Annotated in this window: 18 protein-coding genes and 1 riboswitch; of the genes, 3 read left to right on the forward strand and 15 right to left on the reverse strand. The window is 69.2% G+C overall.

All coding sequences use genetic code 11. The annotated features are described in order from the left end of the window. Positions 1–12 precede the first annotated feature (12 nt). Positions 13–105: riboswitch (TPP riboswitch) on the reverse strand. The 13 genes from H531_RS0109285 to H531_RS0109345 all read right to left on the reverse strand — a co-directional run bounded on the left by H531_RS0109285 (position 106) and on the right by H531_RS0109345 (position 17,241). Next, positions 106–948 (reverse strand): alpha/beta fold hydrolase, encoded by an 843-nt coding sequence (locus H531_RS0109285; RefSeq protein ID WP_022799074.1) that lies wholly within the window; start codon positions 946–948, stop codon positions 106–108. Then, positions 918–1,157: a hypothetical protein gene (locus tag H531_RS0109290; RefSeq protein ID WP_022799075.1), complete on the reverse strand. Its 240-nt coding sequence runs from the start codon at positions 1,155–1,157 to the stop codon at positions 918–920. The genes H531_RS0109285 and H531_RS0109290 overlap by 31 nt, the downstream gene beginning before the upstream one ends. Beyond that, a complete protein-coding gene (locus H531_RS0109295) occupies positions 1,154–1,759 on the reverse strand; it encodes a fuculose-1-phosphate aldolase (protein ID WP_022799076.1) in 606 nt (201 codons plus the stop codon). Before H531_RS0109295 ends, H531_RS0109290 begins: the two co-directional genes overlap by 4 nt. Positions 1,760–1,771: 12 nt before the next feature. Continuing rightward, positions 1,772–6,343 (reverse strand): DNA-directed RNA polymerase subunit beta', encoded by a 4,572-nt coding sequence (gene rpoC / locus H531_RS0109300; protein ID WP_022799077.1) that lies wholly within the window; start codon positions 6,341–6,343, stop codon positions 1,772–1,774. Positions 6,344–6,363: 20 nt separating this feature from the next. Continuing rightward, entirely contained in the window at positions 6,364–9,723 is a 3,360-nt protein-coding gene (rpoB, locus tag H531_RS0109305; RefSeq protein WP_022799078.1) for a DNA-directed RNA polymerase subunit beta, read from the reverse strand. A 175-nt stretch (positions 9,724–9,898) separates the two neighbouring features. Beyond that, a complete protein-coding gene (locus H531_RS0109310) occupies positions 9,899–10,537 on the reverse strand; it encodes an RNA-binding protein (RefSeq protein ID WP_022799079.1) in 639 nt (212 codons plus the stop codon). After that, positions 10,537–10,962 (reverse strand): 3-hydroxyacyl-ACP dehydratase FabZ, encoded by a 426-nt coding sequence (gene fabZ / locus H531_RS0109315; protein ID WP_028490774.1) that lies wholly within the window; start codon positions 10,960–10,962, stop codon positions 10,537–10,539. Before fabZ ends, H531_RS0109310 begins: the two co-directional genes overlap by 1 nt. A 5-nt stretch (positions 10,963–10,967) precedes the next feature. Beyond that, positions 10,968–11,999, reverse strand: coding sequence for a rod shape-determining protein (locus H531_RS0109320; RefSeq protein ID WP_022799081.1), 1,032 nt, complete (start codon positions 11,997–11,999; stop codon positions 10,968–10,970). Between the two features lie 53 nt (positions 12,000–12,052). After that, positions 12,053–13,747 carry a ribonuclease Y gene (rny, locus tag H531_RS0109325; protein WP_022799082.1) on the reverse strand — a complete coding sequence of 565 codons (1,695 nt, stop codon included), beginning with the start codon at positions 13,745–13,747 and terminating at the stop codon, positions 12,053–12,055. Next, positions 13,748–14,770, reverse strand: a complete 1,023-nt coding sequence (recA, locus tag H531_RS0109330; protein ID WP_022799083.1) for a recombinase RecA — start codon at positions 14,768–14,770, stop codon at positions 13,748–13,750. Continuing rightward, the gene (gene thpR / locus H531_RS0109335) at positions 14,721–15,314 is read right to left on the reverse strand and encodes an RNA 2',3'-cyclic phosphodiesterase (protein ID WP_022799084.1); all 594 of its coding nucleotides are present in this window, start codon (positions 15,312–15,314) and stop codon (positions 14,721–14,723) included. The genes recA and thpR overlap by 50 nt, the downstream gene beginning before the upstream one ends. Continuing rightward, positions 15,311–16,495, reverse strand: a complete 1,185-nt coding sequence (locus tag H531_RS0109340) for a CinA family nicotinamide mononucleotide deamidase-related protein (RefSeq protein WP_022799097.1) — start codon at positions 16,493–16,495, stop codon at positions 15,311–15,313. Before H531_RS0109340 ends, thpR begins: the two co-directional genes overlap by 4 nt. Then, complete coding sequence (locus tag H531_RS0109345; protein WP_028490776.1) at positions 16,468–17,241, reverse strand: YgfZ family protein; 774 nt, start codon at positions 17,239–17,241, stop codon at positions 16,468–16,470. The genes H531_RS0109340 and H531_RS0109345 overlap by 28 nt, the downstream gene beginning before the upstream one ends. Positions 17,242–17,279: 38 nt before the next feature. On the opposite strand from H531_RS0109345, the gene H531_RS0109350 reads away from it, so the two are divergent. Both H531_RS0109350 and H531_RS0109355 read left to right on the forward strand, forming a co-directional pair. Beyond that, positions 17,280–18,326, forward strand: coding sequence for an MFS transporter (locus tag H531_RS0109350; RefSeq protein WP_022799085.1), 1,047 nt, complete (start codon positions 17,280–17,282; stop codon positions 18,324–18,326). After that, a complete protein-coding gene (locus tag H531_RS0109355; RefSeq protein WP_022799086.1) occupies positions 18,319–18,945 on the forward strand; it encodes an HAD family hydrolase in 627 nt (208 codons plus the stop codon). The genes H531_RS0109350 and H531_RS0109355 overlap by 8 nt, the downstream gene beginning before the upstream one ends. On the opposite strand, the gene H531_RS0109360 is transcribed toward H531_RS0109355, so the two are convergent. Continuing rightward, entirely contained in the window at positions 18,931–20,016 is a 1,086-nt protein-coding gene (locus H531_RS0109360; RefSeq protein ID WP_022799087.1) for an enolase C-terminal domain-like protein, read from the reverse strand. The two genes, H531_RS0109355 and H531_RS0109360, sit on opposite strands and share 15 nt — an antisense overlap. A gap of 5 nt (positions 20,017–20,021) precedes the next feature. Further along, complete coding sequence (locus tag H531_RS0109365; RefSeq protein ID WP_022799088.1) at positions 20,022–20,741, reverse strand: DEAD/DEAH box helicase family protein; 720 nt, start codon at positions 20,739–20,741, stop codon at positions 20,022–20,024. Between the two features lie 32 nt (positions 20,742–20,773). Between H531_RS0109365 and H531_RS0109370 the strand changes: the two genes are divergently transcribed. Beyond that, positions 20,774–21,265: a hypothetical protein gene (locus H531_RS0109370; RefSeq protein ID WP_022799089.1), complete on the forward strand. Its 492-nt coding sequence runs from the start codon at positions 20,774–20,776 to the stop codon at positions 21,263–21,265.

Below are 21,265 nucleotides of genomic sequence, written 5' to 3' on the forward strand. Positions count from 1 at the left end.
CCTTGTCACCGGGAGGGGCCTCGGTCACCTTCCCTACGCCGGCATTACCCGGATCAGGTTCCAAGGGTATCTCTCAGCCCCTTTGGGGCACCCCCGGTGACGCCTCTAGTGTAGCACGCGGAGCACCCCCAGGGCCTCGCGGAAGGCCCTTTCAAAGGCCTCGGGCTGGTCCCACCAAGGGAAGTGCCCGGCCCCGGGAACCACGTGGATGGGGGCCCGGAGGCGCTCGGCCACCTCCTCGGCGTGGGGGTAGCTGGTGCCGTCCCTCTCCCCCACCACCACCGCCAGGGGCTTCCGGCCCGGGGAGAGGTAGGGGGTGTAGTCCAGGTGCCAGAGGCCGTTTCGCAGGAAGGCCCGAGCCGGGGCCTCCGGCCCCACCACCCCCGAGCCCTCCACCACCCACTCGTACTCCAGGCGGCTCCTTGGGCTCGGAAACATGAGGCGGTCAAAGAGGGCCTTGGGGTCCGCCTTCTCCAGGGCGGCCCTGAGGTCGGCCTCGGGGTCCCCCAGGGGGCATAGCCCTGCGGCCTCGGCCAGGCGGGCGGCCAGCCAGGGAAAGTTGACCCAGGGGGCGAGGAGGAGCGCCCCTTCCGCCCCGGGGTAGCGGCGCAGGACCTCCAGGGCGACCACCGCCCCAAAGCCGTGGGCGAGCAGGGCGAAGCGGTCTATCCCCAGGGCCTCGGCCAGGCGCAGGGTGTCCTCGGCCAGGGCGTCCACGGTGAAGAGCCTGGGGTCCTCGGGAAGCTCGAGGCTCCGCCCGGAGCCCCGCTGGTCAAAGTAGACCACCCGGAAGCCCTCGAGGTACTCCTGGAGGCCTTCCCGAAGGGCATAGGCGTTCCCCCCAGGCCCCCCGTGGAGGACGAGGAGGACGGGGGCATGGATATCCCCCACGTCCTCCACGTAGAGTTCCGCCTCCCCTACGGGGATGTAGCCGATTTCCTCCCGCATCCCCTATACACTACCCCATCCTGGAGCCGGAAGGTCCAGACCCGAACCCCCGGCACTTCCCGGGCCTGGGCCTCCGCCTCCGCCGAGGCCCCGAAGACCTGGAGGAGGCTAACCCCCTCCCCCTCCAGAAGCCAGTAGGGGTGGGGCAGGCCCCGGGCCAAAGCCTCCAGGGCCTCCCGGTCCTTGCCTTCCACAAAAAGCACCCTCATCCCGCGCCTCCCGAGCCGCGCTCCCCGGCCCCTTGCCAGAGACGGTGATAGAGGAGGATCTGGGCGCTTTCCTCCAGGGTGGTGAGGAGGCTAAAGGCCTCCAGAAGGGCCTCCTCAGGCTTCTCCTTGAGGCCTGTGGCGAAGGCCCCATGCCCCCTTATGAGGCAGGCCCGGTGGTGCTTCAGGGCCTCGGCCACGCTCAAGGCCGCCTCCTCCGTGGCAGAACGCGTCTTTGGGGAGAGGACGGGCACCTCCTTCAGGTAGAGCTGGCCCTCGAGGTCCAGGGGAAGGAGGCGCTCCAGGGAAAGGCTGAGGGCCACGGCCACCCGGGGATGGGCGTGGACCAGGGCCCGGGCCTCCGTGCTGCGGTAGACCTCCCGGTGGACCACGCTCTCCACGCTGGCCCCTTGAGGGATGGGCCCGAAAAGGGGCACCTCCAGGAGGTCCTCCGGGGTGAGGTGGGCCTTCTGCACCCCGCTTTTGGTGATGAGGAAGCCCTCCTTGGTCCGCACGGAGAAGTTCCCCGCGGTGGCGGAGATGAGGCCCTGGCGGAAGAGGTCCTCCCCCACCTGGCGAAAGGCGCCGTACACCCTGGCGAGCATGGCGGAGGGGCGCTAGACCCCCTTCCCCGGCTGCTCCCGGCGCGCGGGGCGGCGGGCGGGGGCCTCCTTGGCCTCCACCGCCTCCTTCCGCGCCTCCTCAATGGCCCGTAAGGTCTTCTGGTCCACCACCTGGGTGAAGCGGACGAAGTCCGAGCCGGTACCCGCCGGGATGAGGCGGCCCAGGATGACGTTCTCCTTGAGGCCGATGAGCTCGTCCTTCTTCCCGGCGATGGCCGCCTCGGTGAGGACGTGGGTGGTGTTCTGGAAGCTGGCGGCGGAGAGCCAGCTCTTGGTGGAGAGGGCGCTCTTGGTGACCCCCATGAGGAGAGGCTTCCAGGCCACGGGCACCTTGCCCTCGGCGAGGAGGCGCTCGTTCAGGGCCTCCACGTCCCACTTCTCCAGGACCTGGCCCTCGAGGAGGCGGCTGTCCCCAGGGTCGGTGACCTCCACGTACTTGAGCATCTGCCGGACCACGATCTCAATGTGCTTGTCGTGGAGCTTCACGCCCTGGGCCCGGTAGACCTTTTGGATCTCGTCCACGAGGTAACGCTCCACCGCCTCGGGGCCCTTGGCCTCCAGGAGCTGGTGGGGGTCCACGGCCCCGCGGGTCAGGGGCTGGCCCGCCTCCACGTAGTCCCCGTCCTTCACGAGAAGGCGGGCATCCTTGGGGAGCTTGTACTCCTTGGAGAAGCCCTCGGACTCCACGAAGAGGGAGAGCCGGTCCTCGCCCTCCTCGAGGCGCACCACCCCGTCGATCTCGGAGATGACCGCCTTGGCCTTGGGACGGCGGGCCTCAAAGAGCTCAATCACCCGGGGGAGACCCTGGGTGATGTCCGCCGCCCCCGCCACCCCCCCGGTGTGGAAGGTGCGCATGGTGAGCTGGGTCCCGGGCTCCCCGATGGACTGGGCGGCGATGATCCCCACCGCCTCCCCGATGGAGACGGGCCGGGCCATGGAGAGGTCGTAGCCGTAGCACTTCTGGCACACCCCGTAGCGGGTCTGGCAGGTGAGGGGGCTCCGCACGGGCACCTCTTGGATCTCCCCCGCCTCGGCGGCCTTGAGGAGGAGGGCGACGTCCTCCATGGTGAGGTAGCGGCCCTCCTCCAGCCTCCGCCCCAGGACCCCCACCTCCCGGGCCAGCACCCGCCCGTAGAGGCCAGATTCAATGTCCGAGCGCTTCCTGAGGCGCTGTGTACGGGTCACCTCGTCGGGCTGGAAGAGGGGGATGGAGATGTAGTTGGTGGTGCCGCAGTCCGCCTCCCGCACCACGATCTCGTGGGCCACGTCCACCAGCTTCCGGGTAAGGTAGCCGGAGTCGGCGGTGCGGAGCGCCGTGTCCGCTCCGCCCTTACGGGCCCCGTGGCTACTGATGAAGTACTCCAAGACGGTAAGCCCCTCGCGGAAGGAGGAGCGCACGGGCACCTCAAAGGTCTCGCCGGAGGGTTTCTGCATCAGGCCCCGCATGCCGCAGAGCTGGCGGATCTGCTGCGGGTTGCCCCGGGCCCCGGACTGGGCCATGACGTAGAGGGGGTTGAAGGGGTAGTTCTCCTCAAAGTTCCGGAAGACCGCCTGGGTAACCTTCTCCGTGGTCTCCGTCCAAAGCTGGATCACCTGGTCGTACCGCTCGCGGTCGGTGAGGAAGCCCATCTCGTAGGCCTGCTCAATCTGCCGGAGCTTCCGGTCGGCCTCCTCCAGGTACCTCTGCTTCTCGGGGGGGATGACCGCGTCGTCAATGCCGATGGTGATGCCGCTGGTGGTGGAGAGGGCAAAGCCGTAGTACTTGAGGGCGTCCAGAAGGCGGGCGGTCTTCTCCACCCCCAGGCGGAGGAAGGCGTGGTAGACGAGGTCCTTGAGGGAGTTCTTCTCCTGGGGCACGTCCATCTGGATGAGCTCCTGGGCCACCTTCTCGTCCCCCACGGCCTCGCCCACGATGCGGGCGAAGAGGATGCGGCCCGGGCTCGTCTCCAGGCGCCTACCCAGGTAGCGCACGGTGACCACGTCCTGGAGGTCCAAAAGCCCGTGGGCCACCGCCAGGAGGGCCTCGTCGGGGTTGGCGAAGACGAACTTCAGGCGGCCCACGCTGGTCTCCCGGCCGGCCACCCGGATGGGGGCGTTCAGGGCCACCTCGCCCCGCCCGTAGGCCTCGAGGGCCTCCTCGGGGGAGGCGAACTCCCGGCCCGCCCCCTTCTTCTCCCGCCGCACCTGGGTGATGTAGTAAAGCCCCAGGATGATGTCCCGGCTGGGCTTGGCCAGGGGCTCGCCCGAGGCGGGGGAGAGGAGGTTGTGGGCGGAGAGCATCTGGATGCGGGCCTCCGCCTGGGCGAAGGAGGAGAGGGGCACGTGGACGGCCATCTGGTCCCCGTCAAAGTCGGCGTTGAAGGCCTCGCAGACCAGGGGGTGGAGCTGGATGGACTGCCCCTCCACCAAAACGGGCTGGAAGGCCTGGATGCCCAGGCGGTGCAGGGTGGGGGCGCGGTTTAGGAGGACCACCTTGCCGTGGATCACCTCCTCGAGGGCGTCCCACACCTCGTCCTTGATGTCCCGCTGGCGCTCCAGCATGCGCCTGGCCGCCTTGACGTTGGGGGCGATGCCCTTCTCCTCCATCCGCTTGATGAGGAAGGGCTTGAAGAGCTCCAGGGCCATGCGCTTGGGCAGGCCGCACTGGTGGAGCTTGAGCTGGGGCCCCACCACGATCACGCTTCGGCCCGAGTAGTCCACCCGCTTGCCCAGGAGGTTCTGGCGGAAGCGGCCCTGCTTGCCGGAGAGGATGTCGGTGAGGCTACGCAAGGGGCGCTCGGAGCCGGGGTTGGTCACGGGGCTTCCCCGGCGGCCGTTGTCAATCACCGCGTCCACCGCCTCCTGGAGCATGCGCTTCTCGTTGCGGATGATGATCTCCGGGGCCCCCTGGGCCAGCAGCTTCTTCAGGCGGTTGTTGCGGTTGATGAGGCGGCGGTAGAGGTCGTTGAGGTCGCTCGTGGCGAAGCGCCCCCCGTCCACCTGGACCATGGGGCGGAGGTCCGGGGGCAGGACGGGGACGGCCTCCAGGACCATCCACTCCGGGCGGTTGCCGGAGTCCAGGAAGGCCCGCACCACCTCGAGGCGCTTCCTGGCCTTGGCCCGCCGGGCCCGGGAGGGGTGCTTCATCTCCTCCAAAAGCTCCCTCTCCAGCTTCTCCAGGTCCAGCTCCCGTAGGAGCTGCTGGATGGCCTCGGCCCCCATGCGGGCATCTATGTCGTAGGACTCCACCACCCGCACCACGTTGCGGATGAGGTCCACCTCCACCCGGCCGTAGATCTCGCTCTTGACCCTGCCGCCGTCCGCCAGCGCATCCCCAGGGGCCACCCGGTCCCCGGTGGAGACCTCCACGTCGTCCTCAAAGGGGTAGACCCGGGCCTTGACCACCAGGATGCTGGCGGGCTCGTGCAGGTGAACCACCCCTTCGGCCTCGGCCACCACCTCCTCCTCGGGGTCTATGGCGGCCACGATCTTGTCCCCCGCCTGGACCCTGCCCCCCTCGGGCACGATGACGTTCATGTGGGGGGCCACCCGGTAGTCCTTGGGCTCGGTCCACTCCAGGAAGAGGGTGAGGTGGACCGTCTCCCCTTCCTCCTCCGCCTCCACCTCCTTGGCGGCCATGTTCCGGGGCAGGCGCAGGAGCCCCTTGCCCTCCGCCAGGGGCTGGCCCCTCTCCACGATCTCCCCCTGGACCACCAAAGGCGTCAGGCCCACGGGGAGGAAGTAGCGGGCCACCACCGCCTCCTCCTGGCGCAGGTAGAGGAGATGGCCCTCGGGAAGCTCCTTCAGCTCCACCACCCCGCCCTCCTCCGCGCGGAAGAGGTAGGGCTCGGGAAGCTCGGCCAGCACCTCGCCGGGCCTGTAGCCCTCCTTCTCCACCCAGGCCTCGAGGGGGAGGCGCAAGGCGGCCCGCTCCCGCCTCAGGTAGTCCACCCGCACCCGGCGGGGAAAGCGGTAGAGAGCCACCCCGTCCATGCGGCTCACCAGCCCGGGGGCGAGCTCCTGGCCCTTCGCCACCTCCTCCCCGTCCTTCACCAGGGCGTCCACCCCGGGGGGCAGGGGGTAGGTCTCCTGCTTGCCGTAGCGGAGCTCCCGGTACTCCTCATCGGTGAGGAGCTGGCGCTTCTCCACGGGGACGCCGTTCAAGACCGCCCCCTTAGGGTCTAAGACGATGTACTTGTTGAAGTAGAGCACCTGCTCCAGCTCCGTGGCGGAGAGGTCCAGGAGGGTGCCGATCTTGGAGGGGACGTCCTTGACGAACCAGATGTGGGCCGCGGGGGTGGCGAGCTCAATGTGGCCCATGCGGTAGCGGCGGACAATGCTCTTGGTCACCTCCACCCCGCACCGCTCGCACACCTTGCCCTCAAAGCGCTGGCGCTTGTACTTGCCGCAGGCGCACTCAAAGTCCTTGATGGGGCCGAAGATGCGCTCGTCAAAGAGGCCGTCCCGTTCGGGCTTCAGGGTGCGGTAGTTGATGGTCTCGGGCTTCTCCACCTCCCCGTAGCTCCAGGAGCGGATCCTCTCCGGGGAGGCCAGGGCGATACGAACCTTGCGGACTTCCTTCCTCATCTTTCCTCCGAAGCCGGGGCTTACCTCTTGGAGGCCAAGCCCTCAAAGATGTCCACGGGGCTGTCCTTCTCGTCCAGGGTCTGGACGTCCAGGGCCAGGGCCTGAAGCTCTTTCACCAAGACGCGGAAGGACTCGGGCACGCTGGGCTCGGGCACGTCCTCGCCCTTGATGATGGCCTCGTAGGCGGCGTTTCTGCCCTCAATGTCGTCGGACTTGAGGGTGAGCATCTCCTGCAGGGTGTGGGCCGCCCCGTAGGCCTCGAGGGCCCAGACCTCCATCTCCCCAAACCGCTGGCCCCCGAACTGGGCCTTGCCTCCCAGGGGCTGCTGGGTGATGAGGGAGTAGGGGCCCGTGGAGCGGGCGTGCATCTTGTCCTCCACCATGTGGTAGAGCTTCATGATGAACATCTGCCCCACCACGATGGGCCCCTCTATGGGCTCGCCCGAGCGCCCGTCGTAGAGGACCACCTTGCCCTGGACGAAGAGCTCCCGAAGCTGCTCCTCGGGGGGCTTGCCCGGGGTGACGAGGCCGAGCTTCTCCGCCCGCGCCAGCACCTCCTTCTCCCGCTTGTCCACGCCGAAGCCCTCGCTCAGGCGCCGGTGGAAGTAGAGGTCAAAGGCCTCGGCCAGGAGGGCCTTGACCTCGGGCTCCGTGGCCCCGTCAAAGACGGGGGAGACGTAGCGCTGGGCAAGGAAGTACCCCGCCAGGCCCAGGTGGGTTTCCAGGATCTGGCCCAGGTTCATGCGGCTCGGCACGCCCAAGGGGTTCAGGATCACGTCCACGGGGGTGCCGTCGGGCAGGTGGGGCATGTCCTCCACGGGGAGGATCTTGGCCACCACCCCTTTGTTCCCGTGGCGGTTGGCCAGCTTATCCCCCACCTGGAGCTTGCGCTTCTGGGCCACGAAGACCCGCACCACCTCCCGCACCCCGGGCTTGAGCTCCACCCCCGGGTCGCCCCGCCGGAGGCGCAGGCGGCCCACCACGATCCCCCCCTCCCCCGGGGGGACGCGCAGGGAGGTGTCCTTCACGTCCTTGGCCTTCTCCCCGAAGATGGAGCGGAGGAGGCGCTCCTCGGGGGAGGGCTCCTGCTCCCCCTTGAAGCTGGTGCGGCCCACCAGGATGTCCCCGGCCTTCACCTCGGCCCCGAGGCGCACGATGCCCTCCTCGTCCAGGTCGCGCAGGGCGGCCTCGGAGAGGTGGGGGATGTCCCGGGTGATGCGCTCGGGGCCCAGCTTGGTGTCCCGGGCCTCAATCTCGTAGCGCTCAATATGGATGGAGGTGTAGAAGTCCCGCTTTAGGAGCTCCTCGCTGATGACGATGGCGTCCTCAAAGTTGTACCCGTCAAAGGGCATGATGGCCACCAGGACGTTCTGCCCCAGGGCCAAAAAGCCCCCCTCGGAGGCCGGGCCGTCCGCCAGGAGGTCCCCTTTGCGCACCCGCTGGCCCACCTGCACCCGGGGGCGTTGGTCCAGGGCGGTGCCCTGGTTGGAGCGGACAAAGCGGCGCAAGGGGTACTCCACCAGGCGGCCCCCCTCATAGCGGACGGCGATGCGGGCGCCGTCCACCTTCACCACCTCCCCGTCCTCCTCGGCGTAGAGGGCGGCCAGGGAGTCCCGCACCACCCGCTCCTCGAGGCCCGTCATGACCACCGGGGCCTGGGCCCGGATGAGGGGCACGGCCTGGGTCTGCATGTTGGAGCCCATGAGGGCCCGGTTGGCGTCGTCGTGCTCCAGGAAGGGGATGAGGTTGGTGTTCACGGAGAAGACCTGCTTGGGGGAAACGTCCATGAACTCCACCTCCTCCGGGGAGACGATCACGGGCTCCCCCTTGCGCCTGGCCACCACCCGGTCGGTGGCGATGCGGTCGCCCTCGAGGGGGGTGTTGGCCTGGGCGATGGTGTACCGGTCCTCCTCCGTGGCCGTCATGTAGACCACCTCGTCGGTGACCACCCCTCCCCTCACCCGGCGGTAGGGAGTGCGGATGAAGCCCAGCTCGTCCACCCGGGCGTAGGCGGCCAAGGAGGTGATGAGGCCGATGTTGGCGCCCTCCGGGGTCTCCACGGGGCAGATGCGCCCGTAATGGGTGCGGTGCACGTCGCGCACGTCAAAACCCGCCCGCTCCCGGGTGAGGCCCCCGGGGCCCAGAGCGGAGATGCGCCGCTTGTGGCGCAGGGAGGAGAGGGGGTTGGTCTCGTCCTTGAACTGGGAAAGCTGGCTCCGGCCGAAGAACTCCCGGAGGGCGGCCTCCAAGGGGCGGCTATTCACCAGCTTGGCCGGGGTCAGGGTGTCGGGGGAGCCCATGACCATGCGCTCCCGCACCCCGCGGGCGAGGCGGCTTAGCCCCACCCGGAACTGGTCGGCCATGAGCTCGCCCACGGTGCGGATGCGGCGGTTGCCCAGGTGGTCAATGTCGTCCGCCTCGTACCCGGGCGCCCCGGCGGTGAGGGCGAAGAGGTAGCGCAGGGTGGGCAGGAAGATCTCGTCCTTGAACTCCCCGTCCTCAAAGCGGATCAGGGTGCGGCCGGAAAGGCCGATGCCCAGCTTCTCCTCCGCCTTGTAGCGCCCCGCCTCCCCCAGGTCGTAGCGCTTGGGGTCGGCCAGGAGGCCGAAGAGGTAGGCCAGGGCCTTGTCCTTCTTGGGGGGGTCCCCGGGGCGCAGGAGGGTGAAGAGGCGCACCATGGCCTCCTCCGGACGCATGGCGAGCACGGACTCGTCCAGAAGGCCCTGCACCCATTCCCCGTAGGCCGAAAGCTCGCGCAAGAGGGCCTCCTGGTCGTAACCCAGGACGCGGAGGAGGAGGACCAGGGGGAACTTGCGCTTGTTGACCTTCATGGTCACGACCCCGTTGGGCTCCACCTCGAGGTCAATCCAGGGCCCCCGCTTGGGCAGGGGGATGATGCTGGCGATGTAGCGGCCCGGACGGGCGGGGTCGGGGGTGAAGTAGACGCCGGGGGAGCGGTGGATCTGGGAGACGATGACCCGGTCGGCCCCGTTCACGATGAAGGAGCCGTCCTCGGTCATGAGGGGGATGTACCCCAGGAAGACCTCGTCCTCCTTGATAAGGCCCGTGTCCTTGTGGATGAGCTGAAGCCGGGCGTAAAGGGGCGCCTGGTAGGTGAGGTCCTTCTCCCGGCACTCGTCCTGGGAGAAGGGGGGCTCGCCGATGCGGTACTCCAGGAAGTCCAGGACCAGGCCGCCCTTGCCCTTATCCCCCTCCTCAATGGGGAAGGTTTCGCGGAAGGCCGCCTGGATGCCCACGTTCTCCCGGCTCTCGGGGGGAACATCCGCTTGGAGCGCCTTCCTGTAGGACTCTACCTGGATTTCCGTAAGGGGGGGCAGGGGAATAACCTCTCGGATGCGACCGAACCGCCGGATCTCCATGCGTCACCTCTGTGGGAGAGCGGGCCGCCCGAGGTAAGCTAACAGGGTTCTTCCGCAAGGGGTGCCCCCTTGCGGCGGCTGGCTCTTACCGTGCTCCCTTGGCCCGACCAAAGAGCACAAACCCTAGCCTAACCGGCCTACCCTCATCCCGTCAAGCCTGGCAACCAGCGACCCCTTAGCGTTCCACCTCCACCCTGATTTTATAGTTGCCCCGCACCGTTTTGCCAAGGACCTCGAGGAGCCTCAAGGCCCCAAGCCCCTCGGCGAGGAGCAGGTCCCCAGGGGCCATCTCCTCCTTGGGGGAGGCCACCTTGCCCCGAAGGCGCACCTTCCCCGCCTTGACCCCTTGGGCGAAGTAGCTCCGGGAAACCCCGAAGCCCCTGGCCCCCACCGCGTCCACCCGCAAGGAGGGGACCACCAGGGTGCGCACCCGCTCCCTGGCCTGGCGCAGGGCCCCTTCCGGGGGAGGAAGGAGGGCGAACCCCGCCTCCTCCAGGGCCTTCCTACCCTGGGGAAGGAGGGCCACCAGGTACCCCCCTTCCCAGGCCTCCACGTCCCCCATGGCCTCGCCGAGGTCCGGGGGCTCCTTCTCCAGGAGGTAGACCCCCACGGGGTCCTGCACGCCCGGCACCTCGGGGGGGTGGAGGACCGCCACCTTGCGCTCCGCCAAGGGAAACCCCCCGAAGAAGGCCACCTTCAGGCCCTCCTCCCGGGCCTTGGCCTCCAGGAGCGCCTGGTCCTCGGGGTCCAGAAAGCCCGTCTGGACCACCCTCCCCCCCCGCGCCCGCTTGAGGTAGCCCCAAAGGTCCGCCATCACCCCCCCTGCACGGCGAAGCTCAAGGTGGCGCTCGCCCGTTCCTCCTCCCCCACCAGGGCCCGCGCCGCCACCTTGCCCAATCCCCTGCGGAAGAAGAGGAGCTCCCCCTCGAGGATCAGGGTGTCCCCGGGAACCACCGGCTTTTTGAAGCGGGCCTCCTCCACCCCCACCAGGAAGACCAGCCTCCCCGGGGTGAGCCCGGGCTGCTGGGCCAGGGTGCCCACCGCCGCTTGGGCCATGGCCTCGAGGATCAGGACCCCCGGCATGATGGGGTAGCCGGGAAAGTGCCCCTGGAAGTGGGGCTCGTTGAAGGTGACGTTTTTCAGGGCCCGGAAGCGCTTGGCGTCCGCCTCCAAGACCCGGTCCACCAGGAGGAAGGGGTAGCGGTGGGGAAGGAACTTGAGGATCTCCCCGATCTCCAAGGGCCTCACCTCTTCAGGACATCGTCCGAGGACAGGATGGTGTCCTCCAGGACGTGGAGCATCTCCAGGGCCTTGCCCGTGCCCAGGGCCACGGCCTCAATGGGGTTCTCCGCCACCACCACCGGGACCCCGGTGGCCTCCTGCAGGGCGAGGTCCAGGTTCTTGAGGAGCGCCCCACCCCCGGTAAGGAGGATGCCCCGTTCGTAGATGTCCGCGGCCAGCTCCGGGGGAGTGGTCTCCAGCACCCCCTTTACCCCCTGGAAGATCTTGTCCAGGGGCTCTTTCAGGGCCTCGGCCACGTCCTCCGCCGGGATCTCTGCGGTGCGGGGGAGGCCGGTGAGGAGGTCCCGGCCCCGCACCTCGGCCACCTCCTTCTCCTCCCCAGGGAGGACCTTGGCCCGGCCAAGCTGGATCTTGAGCTCCTCGGCGGTGCGCTCGCCGATGAGGAGGTTGTACTTCTGCCGCACGTAGCGGATGATGGCCTGGTCCATCTCGTTGCCGGCGATCCTTAGGCTTTCCGAGCGGACGATGCCCCCTAAGGAGATGACGGCGATGTCCGTGGAGCCGCCCCCGATGTCCACCACCATGCTCCCCGTGGGCTCGGCCACGTGAATGCCCGCCCCGATGGCCGCCGCCAGGGGCTCCTCAATGAGGTAGACCTTCTGGGCCAGGGCGGAGACCGCCTGCACCACCGCCCGCCGCTCCACGTCCGTGACCCCAGAGGGCACCCCCACCATGACCCGGGGCTTGAAGAAGCGGCTCATGGGGGAGAGCACCTTCTGGAGAAAGAGGAGGAGCATGCGCTCGGTAAGGGCGTAGTCAGCGATGACCCCGTCCTTGAGGGGCCGCACGGCCACGATGTTCCCCGGGGTGCGGCCCAGCATGCGGTAGGCCTCCGCCCCCACCGCCTTCACCTCCCTTTTGCCCTGCACCACCGCGATCACGGAGGGTTCCCGCAGGACGATCCCCTTACCCCGCACGTAGATGAGGACGCTGGCCGTCCCCAGGTCAATCCCGATGTCCTCGCCCCTAAGCATATCGCCCCATTCTACCCTTCCCTGCGCCCGCCCTAAGACCCCGAACGGGGCCCTTAACGGGCGTACTCCACCGCCCGGGTCTCCCGCACCACGGTCACCTGCACCTGGCCGGGGTAGTTCATCTCCCGCTCTATGCGGCCCGCGATCTCCCGGGCGAGGAGGGTGGCCTGGGCATCGGTGATCCTCTCCGGCCTGACGATGACCCGGACCTCCCGGCCCGCCTGCACGGCGAAGGCCGTCTCCACCCCGGGGAAGGAAAGGGCGATGCGCTCCAGGGCCTCCAAGCGCTGGAGGTACTCCTCCAGGCTCTCCCGCCTCGCCCCGGGCCTCGCCGCCGAGAGGGCGTCGGCCGCGGCCACCAACACCGCGTAGACGGTCTCGGCGTTCTCGGGGTCGTGGTGGTGGGCGATGGCGTCCACCACCTCCTGGGGCTCCCCAAAGCGCCGGGCCAGGGCGATGCCGATCTCCACGTGGCTGCCCTCCACCTCCCGGTCCACGCTCTTGCCGATGTCGTGGAGGAGGCCTGCCCTGCGGGCAAGCCCCGCGTCCAGGCCCAGCTCCGCCGCCATGATCCCCGTAAGGTGGGCCACCTGAACGGAGTGCTTCAGGACGTTCTGGCCGTAGCTGGAGCGGAAGTGGAGCCGGCCCAAAAGCTGGATGAGGCCGGGCTTCAGGCCCACCACCCCGGCCTCGAGGGCCGCCTCCTCCCCTCTTTCGTAGATGAAGGTCTTCATCTCCTGCTTGGCCTTCTCCACCACCTCCTCAATGCGGCTCGGGTGGATGCGTCCGTCCTTCAGTAGCTCCTCTAGGGCCATGCGGGCGATCTCCCGGCGGATGGGGTTGAAGGAGGAAAGGAGGACGGCCTCCGGGGTGTCGTCAATGATGAGGTCCACCCCCGTCAAGGCCTCAAAGGTGCGGATGTTCCGCCCTTCCCGGCCGATGATCCGCCCCTTCATGGCGTCCGTGGGCAGGGGCACCACGGAGACGGCGAGCTGGGCTGCGGTCTCGGAGGCCTGGCGCTGCATGGCCTGGGCCAGGATCTTCTGGGCCTCCCTTTTGGCCTCCAGGCGCACCCGTTCCAGGGCGGCCCGCACCCGCTGGGCCTTCTCCTCCTCCAGCTCCCGGTCCAGCCTCTCCAGGATGAGCCTCCTGGCCTCCTCGGGGGAGAGGCCCGCCACCTGGTAAAGCCGCCGCTCTACCTCCTTCTCCCGTTCGGCGAGCTCGGCCTCCCGGGCCTTCAGCCCCTCCTCCCGCCGGGCCAAGGCCTCCTCCAGGGCGTCCAGCTTGAGGGCCCGGGCGTCCAGGGCCTCCCCCCTTTTGGAAAGCCTTTCCGCCTCTTTGCGAAGCTCCTCCCGCTCCTCCTTGAGGCGCTCCCGCTCCGATCTAAGCTCCTCCTGGAGGGTCTTGAGCCGCTCCCTCTCCGCTCTAAGCTCTTCCCGCTCGGTCCTAAGCCGCTCCTCGGCCTCCTGAAGGCGCCTCCTGGCCTCGGCCTCCAGGGCCTCGGCGCGGGAACGCACCTCCCGTTCCAGCTCCTGGCGAAGGGCGTGGGCCCGGTTCTCGGCCTCCTCCCGGAGGGCCCTGGCCTCCTTGCGGGCGGCCTCCAGGATCTCCCTGGCCTCCTCCCGGGCGGCCTCGAGGACCTCCTTGGCCTCCCGGTCCTCCCTCTTGCGCCTCAGGAGAAAACCCCCCAGGAGGACGAGGAGGAGGGAAAGCAGGAGCACGAGGACAAACGCCAGGTCTATGGCCATCTACTCCCCCTCTTCCTCGCTCGCCACGAGCACCACTTCCCCGGCCCGCTCCAGGACCCGGGCGCGGATCTCCTCCAGGAGCTCGGGGCGCTCCTTGAGGTAGTCCGCCGCCTTCTCCTTGCCCTGGCCCAGCCGGTGTTCCCCGTAGGAGAACCAGGAGCCGGCCTTCTCAATGACCCCCGCCGCCACCGCCACGTTCACCAGGTCCATCACCGGGTCCAGGCCCCGGCCGAAGTAGATCTCCAGCTCGGCCTCCCGGAAGGGCGGGGCCAGCTTGTTCTTCACCACCTTTACCTTGACCTTGATGCCCACGGCCTCGTTGCCCACCTTGATGGGCTGGCCGCTTTTGCGCACGTCCAGGCGCACGCTGGAGTAGAACTTGAGGGCCCTCCCCCCCGGGGTGGTCTCGGGGTTGCCGTACATGACCCCCACCTTCTCCCGCACCTGGTTGATGAAGATGGCGGCGGTGTTGCTCTTGAAGAGGACGGCGGTGAGCTTCCTCAGGGCCTGGCTCATGAGCCGGGCTTGGAGGCCCACGTGCTGGTCCCCCATGTCCCCCTCAATCTCGGCCTTGGGCACCAGGGCGGCCACGGAGTCCACCACGATCACGTCCACCGCCCCCGAGCGGGCAAGGAGCTCCACGATCTCCAGGGCCTGCTCCCCGGTGTCCGGCTGGGAGACCAGGAGGTCCTCCACCTTCACCCCGAGCTTCTGGGCGTAGATGGGGTCCAGGGCGTGCTCCGCGTCCACGAAGGCCGCCACCCCGCCTTGCTTCTGGGCCTGGGCCAGGATGGTGAGGGCGAGGGTGGTCTTCCCCCCCGACTCGGGGCCGTAGATCTCCACGATCCGCCCCCGGGGAATCCCCCCGATGCCCAGGGCCAGATCCAGGCCCAGGGAACCCGTGGGGATCACGTCCACCTGGAGCTTGGGCATCTCCCCCAGGCGCATCACCGCGCCCTTGCCGAACTCCTTCTCAATGGTCTTGAGCGCGTTCTCCAGGGCCTTCCTCTTGTTCTCGTCCATGTTCACCTCTCAAGGGAAACCTCTCCAGAATGGTGTAGACGGGCCCTCTGGGCCTCAGCTCCGAGCGCACGAGGGCAAAGGCCTCCACGGGCCAGGTGAGGCCGAAGACCAGGGGGGGGACCCGGGGCGCCGGCGCCTTGCGCCGGGCCAGGGTGATGTGGGGCTTGAAGGCCCGCTCCCCCTCGGCCTTCAGCGCCTCCTCCCCTAAGGCCTCCACCACCCCGCTTCGCAAGGCCCCGGCCAGGAGGGCCAAGCCCTCGCCCTCGGCCTTGGCAAACCAGACCCTGGGGGTGCCCTCGTTGGGGAAGTACCCCGTGCCCTTAAGGGTGGCGGCGAAGGGGGGCACCTGCCGCCCCAGGCGGTGGCCCAGGGCGATGAGGTCCTCCAGGTCCTTTTCAGGCCTTTCCCCCAGGAAGAGGAGGGTCAGGTGGAGCTGGTGGGGGGGCACCTCTTTCCAGCCCCTGTAGCGGGAAACCCTTTCCTGGGCCGCCGCCAGGGCCCGCTGGACGTCTTCCGGTAGAAAGATGGCGTAGAAGAGCCTCATGTCAGCAAGAGGGCCAAGGCGGCGTAGACGCTCCTGAGCCTTACCGCCTCCCGGTCCCCGGGGAAGCGGTACCGCCTGGTCTCCACGCCCCCGGGACCCGCCAGGGCCACGTACACCGTGCCCACGGGCTCCCCTTCCAGGGGGTCCGGCCCCGCCACCCCCGTGGTGGAGAGGGCGTAGGTGGATCCGAAAAGCGCCCGGGCGGCCTCCGCCATGGCCCTAGCCGTCTCCGCGGAGACCGTCTTGGCGAGGAGCTCCTCCGGCACACCGAAGCGGGCCTTGGCCCCTAGGGAATAGGATACCACGCCCCCCAGGTAAAAGCGGCTCGCCCCGGGAACGCGGGTGATCTCTGCGCCCAAAAGCCCCCCGGTGAGGCTCTCCATGGTGGAAAGGGTGGCCCCCTCCAGCTCCAGGCGCCGCTTCACCGCCTCGGCGAGGGTGATCTCCCCTTCGCCCCACACCTCCTTCAGGAGCTTCCTCTTGATCCTTTCCGAAAGCTCGGCCACCCGGTCCTCCCGGCCCCGCACCACCACCTCTACCCCGTGGGGCTTGGCGTAGGTGCCCACCTCCACCTCCTCGCCCCGGAGGAAGAGCTCCCCCAGGCGCTCCACGATCTCCGACTCCCCTATGCCCCAGGTCTTCAGGACCCGCTTGGCGTAGGCCCTTGGGGGCAGGGCGAGCTTCGGGAGCACCTCTTGCCACATGGGCCGCCACTCGGTGGGCGGCCCCGGCAGGAGGACGAGGTCCTTGCCGTCCTTGCGCACCCACCAGCCGGGGGCGGTGCCCCTGGGGTTCGGAAGCCAGGTGGCGGAGGGGATCTTGAGGGCCTGCTTCCGGTTGGCCCCGGGCATGGGGCGACCCCGGGTGCGGAAGAAGGCCTCAATCTGGGAGAGCACGGCCTCGTCCAGTTCCAAGGGCTCCCCCAGGGCCAGGGCCACCGCCTCCCGGGTTACGTCGTCCGGGGTGGGGCCGAGGCCCCCGGAGAGGACGAGGAGCCGGGCCCTCTCCCAGGCCTCCCCCACCTCCCGGGCCAGGGGGGAGACCTCGTCCACCACCCTTAGGGTCCGCTCCACCTTGAGGGCGTAGGGCTCGAGGCTCCGCGCGATCTCCTGGGTGTTGGTGTCCAGGGTCTCCCCGTAGATGAGCTCGGTGCCTACGCCGAGGATCTCCGCCCGCTCCATGCTGCCTCCGGAAAAGGCAGGGACTCCACCCGATACCGCCCCCCGCCCCCCTCCACCACGGCCCCGAAGGGCACCTCCTTCCGCACCACGGCGAGGCCTAGGACCCCGAAGGGGGTCTCCAAGAGGCGCTTCGCCTCCCCCACCCGCCTGCCCTCCAGGAAGAGCTCCCCGGAAGCCCCCCCCTCCAGGGCCCGGAGGCCCACAAGGCGGTAGTGCACCTCCTTCCCCTCGGTCCTGGCCATGATCTCCTGGCCCACGTAGCACCCCTTGCCGTAGTCCACCAGGTGGAGGAGGCCCACGCTCTGGGGAAGCTCCCCCCGGACGTCCTCCAGCAGGGGTTGGCCCCGGAGGAGGGCGTAGAGGGGGTAAAGCTCGGGAGGGAGGGCCCCTTCGGCCCCCTCCGTCACCTCCTCCCGGCCGTCCGTGTGGAGGAGGCGGAAGAGGGGAAGCTCCACAAGCTCCACCTGGTCAAAAACGAGGTAGCGCCTGAGCCGGTTCCTTAGCCCCGCAAGCGTCCCCCAGGGGGCGAGGAGGAAGCCCTCGGGGTGGGGGAAGAGGGTGGCCGCCTCCTCAATCTGTCCCTTGTGGTTCAGGAAGAGGGCCCCCGCGGGCCCGGAAAGCCGCCTCAGGTCGCGGGTGCACTGGCCCTGGAGGAAGGAGAAGGCGTCGGGGCCCCTGAGGAGGAGAAGGCCGGGAAAGGCGAAAAAGCCCTCGCCCGAGAGGGCCTTGGCCAAAAGGGGGTCCATGCCTCCCATTATTGACCAAAGGGTCGGGAAGGAGGAGAATGGCGCACGTGCGCTTTTTTCTGGGCGCCTTCCTCTCCCTCTTTCTGGTGGGCGTGGTGGTGGCCCTCCCCGGGGCGGCCCTCCCCCACTGGCGGGCCCGCTACGGGGCGGAGGGGGAGGTGGGGCTCTTTTACGCCCTCACCCTCCTGGGCCTCCTCTTGGGCATCCACCTGGGCCAGGGGGAGAGGCGCCACCCCCTTTTCCCCTTGGCCCTCCTCCTCCTGGCCCTGGCCCTCCCCCTTATGGCCCGGATGCCCACCTTCGCCGGGGTGGTGGCCCTGGCCTTCCTCCTGGGGCTTGGGGAAGGGGTGTTGAACGTGCACGGCAACAGCTTGGTGGGGGAGCTCTTCCCCGAGCGGCGGGTGGAGGCGGTCAACCGGGTGAACGTGGGCTTCGGCCTAGGAGCGGTCTTCACCCCCTTGGCCCTCACCCTCCTTCCCTACGACCTCTTCCTCGCCCTGGCCGGCCTCCTCGCCCTCCTGGCAGCCCTTCTGGTCTGGAAGGCCCCCGCGGTGCAAAGCCCTCCCCGGGGCAAGGCTCGGGGGCTTCTCCCCTTCCTTCTGACCGTGGCCCTGTACACGGGCCTGGAAGGGGCCCTGGCCACCTGGAACCGGGTCTGGCTCGAGGCCTTAGGCCACGCCGTGGGCGTGGGCGGGGTGCTCCTCTCCCTCTACTGGCTCTTCCTGGCCCTGGGGAGGCTCCTTCTGGCCAACCGGGTGGCGAAGCACCCCCTAAGCGCCCTCCGCGCCCTCCTCCTCGGGGTTTTTTTCCTCCTCCTCTTCAACCTCTTCCCCCCCACGGCCCTCCTCTTTCCCCTCGTGGGCTTTCTCCTCGGGCCTCTCTTCTCCACCCTCTTCGCCTTGGTCCAGGCCCGCTTCGGCCACCGGGCCCTGGGGGAGCTCCTCTACGCGGGGGCGGCGGGGAGCACCCTCGTTCCCGCCCTCTTCGCCCTCCTCCCCCCGGAGGGGATCCCTTTAGGGCTTTTGGGCCTCGCCCTGGCCCTCTTCCTGCTGGTGCGGGGTCTGGAGGCGAAGGCCTATGCTTAAGGCCCTGCTCTTTGACCTGGACGGCACCCTGGCGGACACCGACCCCCTGCACCTCCTCGCCTGGCGGGAAGCGCTCAAGCCCTACGGCCTCGAGGTGGACCGGGAGTTCTACGGGAAGCGCATCTCGGGCAGGCTCAACCCCGAGATCGTCCAGGACCTCTTGGGCCTGGAGGGGGAGGAGGCGAGGCGGCTCATAGAGACCAAGGAGGCCCGCTTCCGGGAGCTTGCCCAAGAGCTCAAGCCCACCCCGGGCCTCCTTGACCTTCTGGAAAGGGCCAAGCGGAAGGGGCTCACCTGGGGAGTGGTGACCAACGCCCCCAAGGAGAACGCCCGCCACGTGCTGAAGGCCCTGGGCCTAAAGCCTCCCCTCCTCGTCCTCGCCGAGGAGGTAGGCCGGGGGAAGCCCGACCCCCTGCCCTACCGGGTGGCCCTGGAGCGCCTGGGGCTGGCCCCGGAGGAGGCCCTGGCCTTTGAGGACTCCCCCTCGGGGGTGAGGAGCGCCGTGGGGGCGGGGATCCGCACCTATGGCCTCCTCACGGGACACGGGGCAGAGGCCCTCCTCCAGGCGGGGGCCGCGGGCGTCCTCCGGGACTTCCGGGAGGCCCTAGGCCTCCTTTAGGGCGTAGCGGGCGAAGGCCTCCTCGTCAAAGCGGGCCTCCACCAGGTCCTCCCAGTAGAGCCACCCCTCCCGGAGGGCGGGGAAGGGGAGGAAGCCCCCCTCGGCCTTCAGGTGGAAGGCGAGCTCGCAAGGCTCCGTTACCCCCTGCTGGAAGGCGAGGAGGGCGGACTGGTAGGCCCCAAAGGAGCTTTGGGCTTGGCTTCCCACCATGGCCTTTTTGCCCCGCTCCCGGGCGAGGGCCAGCATCTCCAGGGTCCAGGTGACCCCGGTGCGGGCGGGCTTGAGGTTTAAGACGTCAAAGGTGTCCAGCTCTAGCTCGCGCCTGAGGTCCTTCAGGGTCATGGCCGAGTCGTCGGCGATGAGGGGGAGAATCTTCTTCTCCCTGAGCTCCCTCCTCGCCCCCACCTCCTCTATGGGCAGGGGCTCCTCCACGTAAAGGAGGTCTGCCTCCTTCCAGGCCTGGAGGTAGCCCTCGGCCTCCTTGGGGGAGAGGGTCTCGTTGGCGTCGGCGTAGAAGCCCACGTCGGGAAAAGCCTCCTTGAGGCGGGCCAGCTTCCGGAGGTCCCCCTCCAGGTCCCGCCCCACCTTCACCTTGAAGACCCTAACCCCCGCCTCGTAGGCCCTGCGGGCGTCCTCCAGCATCTCCTCCTCCGAGGCCATGCCCAGGAGGTAGGCCACCCGCACCCGGTGCTTGGCGGGCCTTAGGACCTGGTAGAGCTCCTCCCCCTCGCTCCTCGCCCAGGCCTCCCAGAGGGCGAGGTCCAGGGCGCCCTTGAGGCCAAAGTTGTAGGGGAAGGCCTCGAGGACAGCCCGGATCCCCTCCTGGTCGTCGGCCTCGAGGCCCAAAAGCCTTGGCCTCAGGTACTCGAGGCCCGCCCGCACGCTCCCCAGGGTCTCCCCGTAGATGGTGGGCCGGATGGCCACCTCGGCCCGGCCCAAGGAGCCGTCGGAGAGCTCCACCTCCAAAAGGGCGTGCTCCAGGGTGGCCAGCTCCGAGGCCTTCCCCCAGCGCAGGGGAGCCTTTAAGGGGATGCGGAAGGGCCTTAGGCGGATCTCCTTGAGGACCGGCATGCGCCTCATTCTACGAGGCCCCTCTCCCGGAGAAAGGCCCGCACCGCCCGGGCCTCCGCCTCCGGGGTGAGGCCCTCCGCGTCCAAGACCAGGGCCCGGGGGTGCCCCCTAAGGAGGCGCAAGGGGCCCTCGGGGTCGTAGTTCTTCTTCTCCTCAGCCACGATCTTGAGCTTGGCGAGGACCTCCTCGAGGGGGGCGAGGGAAAGGGCCTCCAGAAGCTCCTCCTCCGTGAGGACCCCTTGGGCGAGCGCCTTGAGGCGGGCCTCTTCCTCCGGGGCCACGCGCGCGCGGTCAAAGGCGTCCTGGCGGGCGAGAAGGCGCTTGAGCCTCGTGATCTCCCGGGCGTGGAGGAGCGCGAAGAGGGCCTGGGGGAGGTGCGCCAGGGCGTAGGCCACCTCGGCCTCCCCCCGGAGGCCGTCAAAGAGGAGGAGGGGCCTGGGCTCGGCGTAGCCCCGGAGGAGGACCTCCGCCACCCCCCCGGGGAACTCCTCCCGGAACCGGCCCGTGAGGCGGAAGCGCTCCTCCCGGGGGATGGGGGGGGTGGCCCCGTAGCGGGGAAGGACGTAGCGGTCCACAAGCGCCCTCCGGTCCGGGAGCCTGGGGAGGCCCAGGGCCTCGGCCAGGGTGCTCTTCCCCACCCCGGTGAGGCCCACGAGGACCAAAAGGGGCACCTCCCGCACCGGGACGAGGCCGGAAGCGGGTTCCAAGGAAAAGGCCACCTCCATGGCCCCATGCTACCTGGTAGGATGGGGGAGCTATGAAGCGGCTTTTCCCCCTCCTCGGCCTCGCCCTAGGCCTCGCCCTGGCCCAGGCCCCCGCCTACCCGGAGAACACCCTGGGCTTAGGCTTTAGCCCCGACCGGGGCCTCTACCTCCAGGGGAGCGCCCTCCTGCCCTTCAGCCCCCTCGGGGTGGACACCGGCCTGGACGCCCAGGTCCGCCTCGGCCCAAGCCCCGAGGCCTATGCCCTCCTCAAGGCCAACCTCTTCCCAGGCCTGGTCCTTTTGGACCTCTACACCTCGGTGGGCCTGGGCCTGGACCTCCGCTACCCCTTCGGGGCCCACCTGGGCCCTCTGGCCAGCGTGGAGCTGCCGGGCGGGGCCCTTTCCCTGGGCCTCGGCGTGGGCTACCAGGGGGGGTTCCACCTGGCCTGGGGGACGGGGTTTAGGCTCTACCTGGAGCCCCTGGCCCTCGAGGTCTCCGCCTCGGACCGGTATCCCTTCCTCCTCGCCCTCCTCTACCTCTGGTAG

It is taken from the genome of Thermus islandicus DSM 21543, assembly GCF_000421625.1.
GTDB classification, from domain to species: Bacteria; Deinococcota; Deinococci; order Deinococcales; family Thermaceae; genus Thermus; species Thermus islandicus.

What these genes read in the sequence shown, in the direction of transcription:
- H531_RS0109285 (WP_022799074.1), bottom strand. Translation starts at nt 948, where the DNA reads ATGCGGGAGGAAATCGGCTACATCCCCGTAGGGGAGGCGGAACTCTAC.
- H531_RS0109290 (WP_022799075.1), bottom strand. Translation starts at nt 1,157, where the DNA reads ATGAGGGTGCTTTTTGTGGAAGGCAAGGACCGGGAGGCCCTGGAGGCT.
- H531_RS0109295 (WP_022799076.1), bottom strand. Translation starts at nt 1,759, where the DNA reads ATGCTCGCCAGGGTGTACGGCGCCTTTCGCCAGGTGGGGGAGGACCTC.
- rpoC (WP_022799077.1), bottom strand. Translation starts at nt 6,343, where the DNA reads ATGAGGAAGGAAGTCCGCAAGGTTCGTATCGCCCTGGCCTCCCCGGAG.
- rpoB (WP_022799078.1), bottom strand. Translation starts at nt 9,723, where the DNA reads ATGGAGATCCGGCGGTTCGGTCGCATCCGAGAGGTTATTCCCCTGCCC.
- H531_RS0109310 (WP_022799079.1), bottom strand. Translation starts at nt 10,537, where the DNA reads ATGGCGGACCTTTGGGGCTACCTCAAGCGGGCGCGGGGGGGGAGGGTG.
- H531_RS0109320 (WP_022799081.1), bottom strand. Translation starts at nt 11,999, where the DNA reads ATGCTTAGGGGCGAGGACATCGGGATTGACCTGGGGACGGCCAGCGTC.
- rny (WP_022799082.1), bottom strand. Translation starts at nt 13,747, where the DNA reads ATGGCCATAGACCTGGCGTTTGTCCTCGTGCTCCTGCTTTCCCTCCTC.
- recA (WP_022799083.1), bottom strand. Translation starts at nt 14,770, where the DNA reads ATGGACGAGAACAAGAGGAAGGCCCTGGAGAACGCGCTCAAGACCATT.
- thpR (WP_022799084.1), bottom strand. Translation starts at nt 15,314, where the DNA reads ATGAGGCTCTTCTACGCCATCTTTCTACCGGAAGACGTCCAGCGGGCC.
- H531_RS0109340 (WP_022799097.1), bottom strand. Translation starts at nt 16,495, where the DNA reads ATGGAGCGGGCGGAGATCCTCGGCGTAGGCACCGAGCTCATCTACGGG.
- H531_RS0109345 (WP_028490776.1), bottom strand. Translation starts at nt 17,241, where the DNA reads ATGGACCCCCTTTTGGCCAAGGCCCTCTCGGGCGAGGGCTTTTTCGCC.
- H531_RS0109350 (WP_022799085.1), top strand. Translation starts at nt 17,280, where the DNA reads ATGGCGCACGTGCGCTTTTTTCTGGGCGCCTTCCTCTCCCTCTTTCTG.
- H531_RS0109355 (WP_022799086.1), top strand. Translation starts at nt 18,319, where the DNA reads ATGCTTAAGGCCCTGCTCTTTGACCTGGACGGCACCCTGGCGGACACC.
- H531_RS0109360 (WP_022799087.1), bottom strand. Translation starts at nt 20,016, where the DNA reads ATGCCGGTCCTCAAGGAGATCCGCCTAAGGCCCTTCCGCATCCCCTTA.
- H531_RS0109365 (WP_022799088.1), bottom strand. Translation starts at nt 20,741, where the DNA reads ATGGAGGTGGCCTTTTCCTTGGAACCCGCTTCCGGCCTCGTCCCGGTG.
- H531_RS0109370 (WP_022799089.1), top strand. Translation starts at nt 20,774, where the DNA reads ATGAAGCGGCTTTTCCCCCTCCTCGGCCTCGCCCTAGGCCTCGCCCTG.